Origin of the sequence: Sodalis sp. RH14 (genome assembly GCF_047324285.1) — a bacterium.
Classification (GTDB): Bacteria; Pseudomonadota; Gammaproteobacteria; order Enterobacterales; family Enterobacteriaceae; genus Acerihabitans.
Map to the genome: position 1 here is coordinate 2355498 of NZ_CP178739.1, position 14361 is coordinate 2369858.

Genomic DNA, 14361 nt, shown 5'->3' on the forward strand with positions numbered 1-14361 from the left:
ATAATGCGTTACGCCTTAGAAAGAGGATTAATAAATAATTTGGTGTTTCCACTAGATGTCAATATTTTGCTGTTGGGGACATTTTTAACACGCGTTGGTTATTTCATGGTATGGCCTTACTTGGCCGTAATATTGTATGAAAAATTTACCTTATCGGCGTCGGAAATAGGATTTATATTTTTCTTTGCAACTTTTCTATCAACGTTGCTAAGCGTATATGTTTCGCATAAATCTGATGATTATGGGCGTAAACCCATTATTATAGCTGGACTCATCACCAGCGTATTCAGTTTCATATATCTAGCCTTTTGTTCCAACATTTTGGGATTCGCTGTCTGTGTCACCGGTATCGCTTTAGGCAGAGCCTTTATAGAATCTTGCAGTAAAGCTTATATTGGAGATCGCCTTAAAAATCAGAGAACTAAGGAGCTTTGTCAGTATTTCCGGTATCTTATTGCAAATATGGGGGTCGCTCTTGGACCCTTTATCGGTGTAAAATTTGGTATTGCTAATAGCACATTAACTTTTTTTGTGACTGCCTTGCTATATTTTTTGTATATTTTGCTAGTCCTTCTATTTATGGTTGGCGGCCATGAGATTCGGAATCACAATACAGGAAAAAATGAGCCACTCTTTCTTAAGAGTTTGGGCGCTATTATCAAAAATAAAGAATTTTCAGTTTTTTTATTTTGTAACACCACGCTCATGATAATATATGCTACTTTTGATTCTTCATTGATACAGTATTTGGCACGTTCTAAAATTAATAATCTCAACGATGTCATTGCACTTTTAGTCATCATTAATTCGTTAACCGTTATTTTTTTACAGTTACCTGTATTTTATATTATTAGAAATATTGTGCCATCTAAACGGATATTACTAGGAATATTATTAATAACAATCGCTCAGTTGGCATTTGGTTACGCAAACGTACATATAAAGTGGCAATTAGTGATTGCTACACTTTGCTTAAGTATTGGCGAAATTATTGTTATGCCAACGATAAACGTTGAGGTAGATCGACTGGCGCCTGAAGGGCAGAGGGGGATCGCCTATGGGATCACCAATTTCACTAACTTTGGTACCTCCGCTTCACCACTGATAGGTGGATTAATTTTGCAATTCTTCGGTGGTCGCACACTTTTTATGGTCATGTTTTTATCAGGTTTGGTTACTATTTATGTTTATTACAAATACATTATTTTAATCACCACAAAGGTCAATTAATCATGACAAATGCGATCATTTACCCAGTTTTAGAGGTCAATGGAACGATTAAATTGCCTTCTTCAAAACCTCATATGCAACGATGCTTGCTTCTCGCCTTCTTTAATAACCATAAGACGGAAATAACAAACGTTTCTTGGTGCTCTGAAACTTCATTACTACTTAAAAATCTCACAACTTTGGGATTAAAGATATTGAATGAGAGTGAAGATAGAATTACATTACAAGGTATTATTCCTGAGCAGATTACCCCTAATGCTGACGTAAATGCTGAAGGTTCTGGGTTTGTTTTTCGCGCCATGGTAGCTATTTCCGCACTCACTGAAACATTAGTTATCAGATGTAATGCTTCACTTTATTCAAGAGATTCTGTATTAGATAAGGACTTCTTATCCTATCTTGGCGTTAATGTGACTAAAAGTGATAGTGAACTAAAATTCACTACCACCTGTGTTCCAATGACTTCGAATAAAATCTCAACGGAGAAAAGCTCACAATTTCTGTCCATGGCTATGATGCTTGCCAATCATATGCCGCAACATGAAATTATGGTAAATAGTATTAATCTGGGCGAGGGATATATCACAATTACTGAAGATATGCTCAGCCTATTTGGTTATCAGTGCAAAAAAAAGGATAACGTTTATTTTATTAATAAAAAGGGTAACAGCGTAGTCCACGTCAGGATCCCAACAGATTTCACTTCTATTGGCTATATAATGTCTACACTATGTGTTATGAAAAAACCTTCGATGATTAAAATAGAAAACTATGTTGCAGGGAATCGGTGTTTGTCAAAGATGTTGAGATAAAATTGCGATTTATGCAGCCTGTAAATTCTCGGCGTTTTCTTGTGTCAACGGCCGATCTGGATTGAGTTGAACTTCCTTGTCCCAACCCCAATTTCTTGTCTCACCTCGCCACCGTTCCGGGCACGCAGCGCGGGCGGCTTGATAGACTTGGTGACGCTTTAACAGCAAGGCTTTATCCTTGCCCTGATGGCGCTGCGCCGGCGTCACGAATTTGATCCCGCTGTGGCGGTGGACGTGGCAATACCAATCAATGAAGCGCTTCACCCACTGCCGTGCAGCATCAATCGAGGTAAATCCTTTGCGCGGCCAGGACGGCCAATATTTCAATGTACGAAAGATTGATTCTGCGTACGGATTGTCATTGGATACCCGCGGCCGACTAAAGGATGACGTTATACCCAGGGCTTCCATCTTGGCCTTCAGCGTATAACTTTTCATCGGCGCACCGTTATCCGAGTGCAGTACCAAGGGTTGCATAGCACAGCGCTGCCCCAGGACACATCGTTGTAGCAGATCTGCCGCCAGCTCGCCGGTCTCTTCATCATGGACTTCCCAACCCACCGGGTAGCGACTGAATAGGTCTTCAAATAAATACAGCTTATAATACAGCCCCTTAACACTACTCGGCAACCAGGTCACGTCCCACATCCAGACCTGGTTAGGGGCGGTGGCGGTAAAGCTGGTCGGTTTTGCCACGCGCACAGCCTTGGCGGCACGTCCACGATGCTGCACTTGACCCGCCTCTCTTAATACCCGATACATCGTCGATTCAGAGGCCATGTAGCAACCCTCGTCTGCCAGAATCGGTACGATCTGACTCGGCGGAACGCTGTCGAAACGCGCGCTATTGCATACCGCCAACACCGACTGGCGTTCCGTTGAGCTCAGTTTGTTGGCCGGCTCAGGGCGGTCAATCAATGGACGCTGATCCGCAATAACAGCACCATCCTGTTGCCACCGATACCAACTGTGAACAGAGATCCCTACCCCCTCGCAAGAACGGTACAACGATGCGCCATCATTGCACGCCTGCTGAACCCAGGCGGTGATCTGTTCCCGGTACGCCAGAGGAGTTAATCGTCCTCGTTGTCGCCCCAAAGGGCGCGAACTTTTTTTTGCAGGATCAGTAATGCCGCTGCCTCCGCCAGTGCTTTATCTTTACGCAGGACTTCGCGCTCAAGACGTTTAATTTGCTTACGCTGGGCCTTATTCTGCTGTGCGCTGGCCGCATCATTAAAACCGCCTGGCTCTGCATGGGCCTGGATCGATATTTCGCGCCACTGCTTAACCTGCTCTGGGAAAAGACCTTTGGCTCGGCAATACTCGCTCAACTCGATCTCCGACATCGACGAGGTTTCGACGACGACGGCGAATTTAGTTTGCGCAGACCAATTCTCACTGCTGCGATCATGTTCGGGCACAGGGCGACCTTCTTTGCGAAGCTGATTACGCCAATTGTACAGTGTAGCTTCTGAAATCCCTTCTCTTTGTGCCAATTCACGGATGGTCGGCGGATGAGGGGCAAGCATTTTACTTAAAATGGCGTCCTTGCGAGCCTGAGGTAAACGCGACATGGTGATGCTCCGGCCCCCTGGATTGAGAATGAAATCCCGAAAAAGGGATCTTCTCAACTACTCTGACACAGGGGGTGCCGTCCCTATCGCGCGAAGACCAAGGGTAAAGTTGAGCGATTTAACCACTATTTGAAGACCAGTTTTGTCGTTCCCCTGGCGACCACCTTTAAGCAGGCCGGTTTAGTCCTTGACGTGGATTCTGCCAACAGCCGTATCGGGCCATGGCTTACCACCGTCGCCAACGCCCGCAAGCATGGCACCACCGGCATTCCCCCCGAGCAGCGGCTACAGCAGGAGATTGACGTGCTGCTCCCGTTGCCGCGCGAAGGCACAGAGGTACCGTTATCGGTTGATAACCGCCGGGTTTTGCCCCGTGAGAGTTTTCAACATCCGCTGTCGGTCTATCAGTCGCTGCTGGAGGTGAGGTCATGAGCCTTCAGCATCAGCGGATCAGCGAACTGTGCGAGTACTTTAAGCTTGACCGCATCGCCGCCGAGTGGCCTGGATTGGCACAGAAGACGCTGGATGATACCGGAACGTTCGGCGATTTTCTGGAGCAGTTGCTTCGACTGGAGAATGACAGCCGCAACGAGCGTCGGCGTCAGACGCTGCTGCGCCTGTCGGGTTTGCCGGCGGTTAAAACGCTGGAGCAGTTTGACTTCAAGTTTGCCAGCGGCGCACCGCGAGCACAGCTGCAGGAACTGGCGGGATTGGCGTTTATCGAAAGACAGGAGAACATCGTATTACTCGGGCCTTCCGGCGTTGGCAAGAGCCATTTGGCCTGCGCGTTGGCACATAAAGTCGCGATGGCCGGACTCAGCGTACGCTTCATTACGGCGGCGGATATGATGTTGCAACTGGTCGCCGCTCACCGTCAGGGCGATTTAAAAGGCTATTTAGGCCGGTGTGTCACCAAGCCCCGATTATTGGTGATCGACGAAGTGGGTTATCTGCCGTTCGGTAAAGAAGAAGCCAATTTATTCTTCCAGGTCGTGGCCCGCCGTTATGAAACAGGCAGCGTGATATTGACGAGTAACCTGCCATTTACGCAGTGGTCTGGGACGTTTGGCGATGATGAGACGCTGACGGCGGCGATGTTGGATCGACTGCTGCACCATGCGCATATCGTCCAAATAACAGGCCAAAGCTATCGATTAAAAGACAAGCTCAAAAGTGGTCAGTTAAGGAAATCAACGCCGACTGAATCACAACAATAATTCGTGGGGGGTGGGTAACTTTTACTTTGGCATGGTGGGTCACAATTCGATCGGTATTGACACATAGGGTTATAAATAGAGATGCTACCAGCAATTACCGCTAGATCCGCCCATTAAGCGGGTCAACGTGTATGGATCATCAGAGGACTAATGCAGTGGCAAGATAAGCAGATTCAAAATTATTAAAGCCTGCCTTATCTCACGTTGTGACTGCCATCATCTGTAGAAATTTATCTCGCAGCACATCCTGTATCGCCGGGTTCCAAGCAATCCCTACCTGCCATCTAGTATATTCCCCTTGGGTTTGTACAAGTTTAAGGCCAGCAGGCAAAATATGGCTGACTCCGGCAGGCAGTAATGCCACACCATTTCCAGTAGAAACTAATGCTAATAAGGTTTGAATATCGTCTGCAGCAGACACTATTTTTGCGCTGAGTTTATTCTCGCTAAGAAAATTGGCCGTCTGCACCACTAGGCCATTCCCACGGTGTGGTGGGATCTGCAGGAGCTGATGCGACTCAAGTATAGACCGGATATCCGCAGGGTTTGTACGTAGGCCAGAAGGGGTGACAAGGACCAGACTTTCTTCCATCAACACCTTGACCTGAAGAGGAGTAGTCACCGGCAGACGGATAAATCCGGCCTGAAGTTGCCCTTCCAGTAACATCTGACACTGCACGCTGGAAGGCATGTCGTTCAGGGATACTTCCACATCGGGGAATTGTTCACGAAAAATATTCACCCATGCAGGTGCAAGCTGAAATGATGATATGCCGAATCCAAGCGCCAGCTTACCCACATTCCCTTTCTGTATCCTATGCGCATATTCTAGATATTCGTCGTAATGTTTCATCAATTTGCAGGTCTTGGAATAAAGCAACTTACCAGTGACTGTCAGCGTCGCACCATGGCGGCCGCGGTGAAAAAGGCTCACTCCAATCAAATGTTCCAATGTCTGGATTTGTTTAGTCAATGCACTTTGCGTCAAGTACAGGATATCTGCTGCCGCATGATAACTCCCTCGCTCAGCCAATGTAACGAATGCCCTCAACAGTTTTATATCCATTCCAGCAGCTAATCAAATCCGGATAAATAGGAATTATACAGTTTGCTCTCTACGTGTGAAATTGTCATTAGTTTCTGAAATTGTCTTTAATTTCACATTGAGGAGAAATGTTATGGGAAAAAACTTAACCCTACATAGCAATCCTGAAGATTCAATTCCTTGAGAGAAAGGGGAAGAGGGTAACAAAAAATTAATATTACTTTGAAGTTTGTTAACGAGCCATCAACATGAGCTTTGAACTTAGGAATAATACAGCTTGCAGTGGGGCATCATCATTTCCATAGCTTCCAGCACCGGCTGTACCTAGGAGACACTCGGCATGTAGGTATATTAATACGAAAGTTAGTCATCATTTATGATAAGTATATAACATAAGAGAATATAAAAATGCCAAATGTCGCTGTGCTCACTAATGACCTGCAGTATGAATTTACTCATAAAATAACAACTGACCCGCAGGAGTTAGAAAATAAACTAAAAAAAAATTTGATACGTTCCTTGATGGGATTCGAGCTGTAGATCAGGCCGTCATTCACCTACAACTTATCCATGATCCCAGCGATCCAGCCGTGCAACGTCGCTACCGCAATCGCGCGGCTGGCATTCCGGCGATCGCTGGTACCCCTGGCAACAGATTGATCGATACCATTTACCATCAGTCAGACCTGGTAGTTATAAAAGGACGGGACAGCGGTTTTTTCGACACTAAGTTGGACGAGACACTCCAGAAGCTCGGCATTAAAACGGTAGTGGTCACTGGGCTGCAAACTCATGTTTGCGTGCAAACTACGGCCGCTGATGCATTCTTTCGGGGCTACAACGTCTGGGTCCCCGATGACTGCGTCTTTGCACCTTCGGCCGAGGACACCGATCGGGCGCTACAATGGCTGGCCGGCTACTGTGCGACGGTAGCACCTTCTGCGGAAATCCTGTCGTTACTGAGCAAGAGCGACGATCTCCCTGAGCGCGGCGAATGGAGGTCGGCATGAATATGGCTTATACACAGACCGGCAGCAATGGCCCGGCCACTGAATCACATGGTTCACCGATCGAAACCGTGATTCTGGATCATGGCACCGGCGCCAAGCTAAGCCGGGAGCTCGTGGAGCGGATCTCCGAGACATTAGGAGATACCTATCTAGGCACCATGGAGGACAGCGCATTTCTGGAACTGCCAACTACCCGTATCGCCTTTACCACAGACTCTTTCGTGGTGACACCACTATTCTTTGGGAATGGCGATATCGGCAAAATCGCGGTGTGCGGCACCGTGAACGACCTGGCGGTGAGTGGCGCGCGTCCTCTCTATATAACGCTTAGCCTCATCATCGAAGATGGCATAGTAATGGCTGATCTGATGAAGATCATAGCGTCCGTGCGCGATACAGCACGCTCGGCGGACGTCAAGATCGTCGCCGGTGATACCAAGGTAGTAGGCAAGGGCGAGGCCGACAAGCTTTTCATCAACACCGCCGGCGTCGGCGTCATGGAGCGTCCTCCAGTCTCCGTTCGTAACGTCCGACCTGGGCAAAAAATCATCCTCAGCGGCTATATCGGAAATCACTCCATCCACCTGCTTTCGATCCGGGAAGGTCTAGGCTTTGAGCGCAACGTACTGAGCGATTGTGCACCGCTAAATCATATGATCGATTCAGTATTGAGCAACGTGCCGACAGGTAAAGTTGCCTCAATGCGCGACGTTACCCGCGGCGGTCTATCAGCAGTGCTGCACGAGCACGCACGTGCGGCCAACTGTGCGATCCACTTCGACAAGCAAGCGCTGCCGGTACTTCCAGAAGCCGCTATGGCTGCCGATATGCTGGGGGTCAACGTGATCAATCTCGCCAACGAGGGGTGCTTGTGTCTTTTTGTCGAGCCCGACGTGGCGGATAGAGTTTTGGCTCTTTTGCACGAAGATCCCTGTGGCAAGAAGGCGGCCATCATTGGCGAGGTTGTGGCATCTTCCTTACCGGAGGTGCGCATGATGGAATCAGATGGTACCCAGACAATTATTGAGGAACTCTATGGTGCAGAACTTCCCAGACTCTGTTGAGCCAATCGAAGCGCTCGAGACCCATCGTTACCGGGTCTGCGGGATCGTGCAAGGGGTTGGCTTCCGCCCCTTCGTCCATCGGCTGGCGCGCACCCATGGAGCAACCGGCTGGGTGCTCAACGACTCCGAAGGTGTTTTACTTGAGTTGCAGGCATCGGCAAAAGCTATCAAGGACTTTATCGATGATATGTTATCGCGGCCACCACCTCTCGCGCGGATCAACGATTTGGTTGAGGTGCTGCTGGACGAGCCCGCACCGCGTTACCAGGGTTTTGATATCCGTAAGAGCCGCGACTTAGCACACATGAATACCATCATTCCGCCAGACTCGAACGTTTGCGGCGACTGCTTAAGGGAGATGCGCGATCCAAGCAACCATCGTTATCGGTACGCTTTTATTAATTGCACTAACTGCGGTCCGCGCTATTCGATCATCCTTGGCATGCCATACGACCGCGCGCAGAGCACTATGAGTGCGTTCACCATGTGCCCACAATGTGAGCACGAGTATTTAGACATTGAGGATCGCCGCTATCACGCCCAACCGAATGCCTGCCCGACCTGCGGACCAAGTCTTCAGCTCACGGACCGTAGCGGTGCCCTGATCGAGACTGATGATGTGGTGCGCTACGCAATTTCCAAGCTGCGCGAGGGCGCTATCATCGCGATCAAAAGCCTTGGCGGCTTCCACTTGGCGGTGGATGCCAGCAATGTAGCGGCGGTTCGCGAGCTGCGTCACCGCAAGCGGCGCGATGCCAAGCCTTTCGCAGTGATGGTTGCCGACAGCGAGAGCGCCGCCCGTTGGGCCTTTATCAACTCGCATGAAAGGATGCTTCTCGAGAGCGTGCAGCGACCCATCGTCCTGTTGCGTAAGCGTCAGAAGACCCTGCCGGAAGAGATCGCTCCCCATAATCCCCATCTGGGCGTAATGCTCCCGTCAGCGCCGCTGCACCACCTGCTGCTTGAGGATCCCACACTGCCGGTATTGATCATGACCAGCGGTAACCTTTCCGGGCATCCTATCGTGTTCGACAACCATACGGCAATCGAGCAATTGGGCGAAATTGCGGACTATTTTGTTCTGAACGATCGCGATATCCGTACCCGGGTGGACGACTCAGTCGTGCGTATGATCGTACGCGAGGGTAGGGATGAGCCTCAGATATCCTTCCTACGCCGCTCTCGCGGCTATGCTCCGTATCCCATCCATCTGCCTTACTCGGTGGGTTCGGTCGTGGCACTCGGCGCCGAGTTGAAGACTACCGTCAGCATCAGCAAGGGCAAGCAAGTCTTCATCAGCCAGCACATTGGCGATCTGAAAAATGAAACCACCTTTCAGTCCCACATTGATTGCGCCAAGCATATGCAAGACCTTCTGGCTGTGCGGGCTGACACACTTGCCTGTGACCTGCACCCTGCCTTCCGCTCAACCCGAAATGCCATCGAGCAATCCGAAATACGTGTCGTCCAGGTTCAGCACCACCACGCCCACATGGCCTCGTGCATGGCGGAACACGGACTTTCGGGTAAAACCATCGGGGTGATATTCGACGGTACCGGCTACGGTACCGATGGTACCATCTGGGGTGGTGAGTTCTTGCTCGGCGATTTCGAGGGGTTCGAAAGGGTTGGCCATATACGCCCAATGTTGCTACTGGGAGGGGATCAGGCCGTGAAAGAGCCGATCCGAGTCGCCATGTCGCTGCTTGTTGAGACCTTCGGCGAACGGGTCACCGAAATAGACGTTCCGGCCATACGCGACCTGTCTGAACAGCGGCGCGAGGTTTTTACCAAAATGGCCCTCAGGAAAATCAACGCGACCACTACCACTAGCATAGGTCGTCTGTTCGATGGTATCTCGGCGCTGATGGGTATTTGCGCAAAGGTTGAATACGAGGCGCAGGCGGCAATCGAAATGGAAGCGCTATTGCAGCGCGATTTCTGCATGGCCAAGCCATTTGAGTATGACATTGAGGCGCGAGACGATTGCCTGGAAGTGGACTATCGTCCCCTCGTCAATGAATTGGTCCATCTGCTGCGTGTGCCCGTCAGCGATGTAAGCCAGCTAAGTCGGCGTTTTCACTCCACGATCGTGGATATCATCGGAGAGGTATGCCAACGCCTTGTTAAGCGTTTTGGGGTTAATCAGATCGTATTGAGTGGGGGTGTTTTTTGCAATGAGTTTCTCGTGATAAATACGCTGAGCTGCCTTGAGTCGCATGGATTCAAGCCGTATTGCCATCAATTGGTGCCGACGAATGACGGTAGCATTTCCCTGGGTCAGGTGGTTGTCGCCGCCGCCCGTATCAAGCGCGAAGCGCTATTGTGTGACGGAGAAGAAAGAAATGAGTGAATCTGTAGAGAGAGTAGCAGCAGTTTTGTTTGACATGGACGGTGTTCTAATCGATTCCAGGGCCGTGATTGAACAAGCATGGCGCGAGGCTGCCCAGATGTACGAGCGCCAGATCACCGAGGAAGAGATCCTCAAGCACATTCACGGTCAGCCCGGGCCGCATACCATCCGTGCTCTATTCCATGATCTGCCGCTTTCCGATCAGGCCAAAGTTCAGGCGCACATCATCCATGTTGAAAATACCGCCGACTGCGAGCCCATTCCTGGCGTGGCACAGCTTATCGCCTCACTTGGTGCGGCCGGAATTTCAATCGGCGTCGTGACCAGTGGCTGGCGCTTGAAGATCGATCGCGTCATAGCACTACTCCATGCACAGTCGTACGTCTCGGTCATTGTCGAACGGGATGATGTGGCTCACGGCAAACCGTACCCCGATCCCTATCTGCTCGCGGCTGAGCGTCTGGGCATTCCTGCGAGCAAAACCATCGTTTTTGAGGACGCCAAGAGCGGGGTAACCTCCGCTGTTGCTGCCGGAGCATATTGCGTTGGCATCGGCGATGAGGACCTGATGCCATGCGGCGCAAAATTTATCATCCCCGACTTCCGAGGGGTGAAAGTGCTGACCAACGGCGTGGACGGTTCGATCCTTTCGTTTGGCCCGGGGCAAAAGGTAATAGTGGAACGATCACCTGTGCGCAATGACGTGCCGCCCGTGTCACGAGACCACCAATAATGAAACAGGAACAAAAGGGGCGGTGGGCCGTCGCCTTGCTGTTTTTCGTCAATGGCTTTGTGACCGGAGGCTGGGCTGTGCATATTGCGCAGTTCGTTCCGCGATTCGAGGCGTCAGATAGAATGATAGGCCGTCTTATTTTAACGTTTGGACTGGGCGCGCTGATCATGATGCCAGTGTCGGGCATGCTGATGGCGAAGTTTGGTTCGCAACGCATAGTGCGTATATTTGCCATCGCAACTTCTGTGGCGCTTCTTCCGCTCGGGCTGGCTCCGAACATTCCGCTGTTGGTGGTTGCTCTCTTTCCCCCTGTGTCAGAGTAGTTGAGAAGATCCCTTTTTCGGGATTTCATTCTCAATCCAGGGGGCCGGAGCATCACCATGTCGCGTTTACCTCAGGCTCGCAAGGACGCCATTTTAAGTAAAATGCTTGCCCCTCATCCGCCGACCATCCGTGAATTGGCACAAAGAGAAGGGATTTCAGAAGCTACACTGTACAATTGGCGTAATCAGCTTCGCAAAGAAGGTCGCCCTGTGCCCGAACATGATCGCAGCAGTGAGAATTGGTCTGCGCAAACTAAATTCGCCGTCGTCGTCGAAACCTCGTCGATGTCGGAGATCGAGTTGAGCGAGTATTGCCGAGCCAAAGGTCTTTTCCCAGAGCAGGTTAAGCAGTGGCGCGAAATATCGATCCAGGCCCATGCAGAGCCAGGCGGTTTTAATGATGCGGCCAGCGCACAGCAGAATAAGGCCCAGCGTAAGCAAATTAAACGTCTTGAGCGCGAAGTCCTGCGTAAAGATAAAGCACTGGCGGAGGCAGCGGCATTACTGATCCTGCAAAAAAAAGTTCGCGCCCTTTGGGGCGACAACGAGGACGATTAACTCCTCTGGCGTACCGGGAACAGATCACCGCCTGGGTTCAGCAGGCGTGCAATGATGGCGCATCGTTGTACCGTTCTTGCGAGGGGGTAGGGATCTCTGTTCACAGTTGGTATCGGTGGCAACAGGATGGTGCTGTTATTGCGGATCAGCGTCCATTGATTGACCGCCCTGAGCCGGCCAACAAACTGAGCTCAACGGAACGCCAGTCGGTGTTGGCGGTATGCAATAGCGCGCGTTTCGACAGCGTTCCGCCGAGTCAGATCGTACCGATTCTGGCAGACGAGGGTTGCTACATGGCCTCTGAATCGACGATGTATCGGGTATTAAGAGAGGCGGGTCAAGTGCAGCATCGTGGACGTGCCGCCAAGGCTGTGCGCGTGGCAAAACCGACCAGCTTTACCGCCACCGCCCCTAACCAGGTCTGGATGTGGGACGTGACCTGGTTGCCGAGTAGTGTTAAGGGGCTGTATTATAAGCTGTATTTATTTGAAGACCTATTCAGTCGCTACCCGGTGGGTTGGGAAGTCCATGATGAAGAGACCGGCGAGCTGGCGGCAGATCTGCTACAACGATGTGTCCTGGGGCAGCGCTGTGCTATGCAACCCTTGGTACTGCACTCGGATAACGGTGCGCCGATGAAAAGTTATACGCTGAAGGCCAAGATGGAAGCCCTGGGTATAACGTCATCCTTTAGTCGGCCGCGGGTATCCAATGACAATCCGTACGCAGAATCAATCTTTCGTACATTGAAATATTGGCCGTCCTGGCCGCGCAAAGGATTTACCTCGATTGATGCTGCACGGCAGTGGGTGAAGCGCTTCATTGATTGGTATTGCCACGTCCACCGCCACAGCGGGATCAAATTCGTGACGCCGGCGCAGCGCCATCAGGGCAAGGATAAAGCCTTGCTGTTAAAGCGTCACCAAGTCTATCAAGCCGCCCGCGCTGCGTGCCCGGAACGGTGGCGAGGTGAGACAAGAAATTGGGGTTGGGACAAGGAAGTTCAACTCAATCCAGATCGGCCGTTGACACAAGAAAACGCCGAGAATTTACAGGCTGCATAAATCGCAATTTTATCTCAACATCTTTGACAAACACCGCTTTGTCCTCGGTGCCATGATCGGTTCAATGAATGTCGCTATGAACTCCAACGCAGTAGCGGTGGAGAAAGCCCTGTCCAAGGCGGTGTTATCCTTCTCACACTGTTCCTGGAGCATAGGTTTGTTCGTTGCCGGTTCGATCGGAGGCTATGCTATCAAGCATTTCGGATTCCTCGCGCATATCTTCTTGGTGAGCGCAACTGCAGTAGCGCTCATCGCTGTCACCTTTCCATTCGTTCTCAAGGATGATCCGGCGCCAAAAAAAGATGTCAAACAGCCGATGCGCCTGCCGCGTTCCCCCGCCGTTTACCTCATTGGCCTCATAGCGCTGTTCGGCATGATCCCTGAGTGTGCGGTCGTCGATTGGTCCTCGCGTTATCTGTTAAAGGATCTAAACGCTAACATAGAGACTGCCAGTCTCGCCTTTGCGTTCTTTGGCGGAACGATGGCAGTCCTTCGCTTTATGGGCGACGCCGTGCGTAACCGCTTCGGCGCTGTTCGTACTATACGTATATCAAGCCTGTTATCGGCGACTGGCCTTTTGATCGCTGCGTTGGCGACCAATCCTTGGCAAGCGATCATCGCCTTTGCAGTAGCTGGGATCGGGATAGCCAATATTGTCCCGATCGCTTTTTCAGCCGCTGGTAACCAGCGAGGCATCGCTACTAGTACTGGCATGAGTGTTGCCACGACTATAGGCTACTTAGGAACATTGATGGCGCCAGCGCCTATAGGTTTTTTTGCCCAGTTCGCCGGTTTTTCCAATGTGTACATGGTAATGGCGCTAATGCTGGGCGTGATATTCTTGCTTGCGCCATTGGTACGCAGCGCGGAAATTAATCCAAGGGGAATAAACTCTCAGCAATCAGGGCCGGTCGCAGTAAAACATTGAGAGCGATAGAAGCTATTTTATCTGGTCGGGCTCAATGTAAAACAAGGGCTCGTCTGTGTATTTATCTTACCAAGCGACATCTGGCCGTGATGTCAGATATCCGGTTAGACGTGCACCGGTCTTGTAAAAAAGAAAGGGGGCGAGATCGCCGCGTTTTAATCAGCCGGCATTCTTTAATTAAGAAAGCCTAAACTCATTGTCCATATCCAAATAAATATCAATTTCGTGACTGTCATCGAATTCCCCTATAGCTATTTTTAGGCTGTGAATTAGGCATGCCATTGTAATGATTCTTTTTTAATAAAATATAGAGATTGGTGTCTGCGAGTTTTATTGTGCGCCTGCCACAGGCAATGATCGGTATCGCTACCATGTTGGTGCAGCAGCGTGGTATTTAATGGCTGGAGGGCGCTGTCGTAGCCACTTTAACATTATCGAACGCGCTTATCA

11 protein-coding genes and 2 pseudogenes are annotated in these 14361 nt (G+C 50.4%); 11 read left to right on the forward strand and 2 right to left on the reverse strand.

Annotated elements, in window-relative coordinates; genetic code table 11:
• Positions 1 to 3: 3 nt before the first annotated feature.
• The gene (locus ACL2XQ_RS10760; RefSeq protein WP_413730135.1) at positions 4 to 1230 is read left to right on the forward strand and encodes an MFS transporter; all 1227 of its coding nucleotides are present in this window, start codon (positions 4 to 6) and stop codon (positions 1228 to 1230) included.
• A 2-nt stretch (positions 1231 to 1232) separates the two neighbouring features.
• Positions 1233 to 2042 (forward strand): hypothetical protein, encoded by an 810-nt coding sequence (locus ACL2XQ_RS10765; protein ID WP_413730136.1) that lies wholly within the window; start codon positions 1233 to 1235, stop codon positions 2040 to 2042.
• A 9-nt stretch (positions 2043 to 2051) separates the two neighbouring features.
• Here the strand turns inward: ACL2XQ_RS10765 and ACL2XQ_RS10770 are convergent.
• A protein-coding gene (locus ACL2XQ_RS10770; RefSeq protein ID WP_413730138.1) for an IS3 family transposase occupies positions 2052 to 3616 on the reverse strand; the annotation gives its coding sequence in 2 pieces (ribosomal slippage) (positions 2052 to 3160 and positions 3160 to 3616; 1566 coding nt in all).
• A gap of 75 nt (positions 3617 to 3691) precedes the next feature.
• On the opposite strand from ACL2XQ_RS10770, the pseudogene ACL2XQ_RS10775 reads away from it, so the two are divergent.
• Positions 3692 to 4048, forward strand: a pseudogene (locus ACL2XQ_RS10775) (IS21 family transposase); the annotation flags it as partial.
• Entirely contained in the window at positions 4045 to 4833 is a 789-nt protein-coding gene (gene istB, locus ACL2XQ_RS10780; RefSeq protein WP_413730144.1) for an IS21-like element helper ATPase IstB, read from the forward strand. The pseudogene ACL2XQ_RS10775 and the gene istB, both read left to right, overlap by 4 nt.
• Before the next feature lie 199 nt (positions 4834 to 5032).
• On the opposite strand, the gene ACL2XQ_RS10785 is transcribed toward istB, so the two are convergent.
• Entirely contained in the window at positions 5033 to 5899 is an 867-nt protein-coding gene (locus ACL2XQ_RS10785; protein ID WP_413730146.1) for a LysR family transcriptional regulator, read from the reverse strand.
• Positions 5900 to 6444: 545 nt separating this feature from the next.
• Here ACL2XQ_RS10785 and ACL2XQ_RS10790 point away from each other — a divergent pair.
• From ACL2XQ_RS10790 to ACL2XQ_RS10820, 7 genes and pseudogenes are all read left to right on the forward strand, one after another.
• The gene (locus ACL2XQ_RS10790; RefSeq protein ID WP_413731049.1) at positions 6445 to 6888 is read left to right on the forward strand and encodes a cysteine hydrolase; all 444 of its coding nucleotides are present in this window, start codon (positions 6445 to 6447) and stop codon (positions 6886 to 6888) included.
• Between the two features lie 2 nt (positions 6889 to 6890).
• Positions 6891 to 7952 carry a hydrogenase expression/formation protein HypE gene (gene hypE, locus ACL2XQ_RS10795; protein WP_413731050.1) on the forward strand — a complete coding sequence of 354 codons (1062 nt, stop codon included), beginning with the start codon at positions 6891 to 6893 and terminating at the stop codon, positions 7950 to 7952.
• Positions 7924 to 10305, forward strand: a complete 2382-nt coding sequence (gene hypF / locus ACL2XQ_RS10800; RefSeq protein ID WP_413730148.1) for a carbamoyltransferase HypF — start codon at positions 7924 to 7926, stop codon at positions 10303 to 10305. The genes hypE and hypF overlap by 29 nt, the downstream gene beginning before the upstream one ends.
• Positions 10298 to 11038, forward strand: coding sequence for an HAD family hydrolase (locus tag ACL2XQ_RS10805; protein WP_413730150.1), 741 nt, complete (start codon positions 10298 to 10300; stop codon positions 11036 to 11038). The genes hypF and ACL2XQ_RS10805 overlap by 8 nt, the downstream gene beginning before the upstream one ends.
• Entirely contained in the window at positions 11038 to 11361 is a 324-nt protein-coding gene (locus tag ACL2XQ_RS10810) for a hypothetical protein (protein ID WP_413730151.1), read from the forward strand. The genes ACL2XQ_RS10805 and ACL2XQ_RS10810 overlap by 1 nt, the downstream gene beginning before the upstream one ends.
• A gap of 57 nt (positions 11362 to 11418) precedes the next feature.
• A protein-coding gene (locus ACL2XQ_RS10815; protein WP_413730138.1) for an IS3 family transposase occupies positions 11419 to 12983 on the forward strand; the annotation gives its coding sequence in 2 pieces (ribosomal slippage) (positions 11419 to 11875 and positions 11875 to 12983; 1566 coding nt in all).
• A 37-nt stretch (positions 12984 to 13020) separates the two neighbouring features.
• A pseudogene (locus tag ACL2XQ_RS10820) lies at positions 13021 to 13911 on the forward strand (MFS transporter); the annotation flags it as partial.
• Positions 13912 to 14361 lie beyond the last annotated feature (450 nt).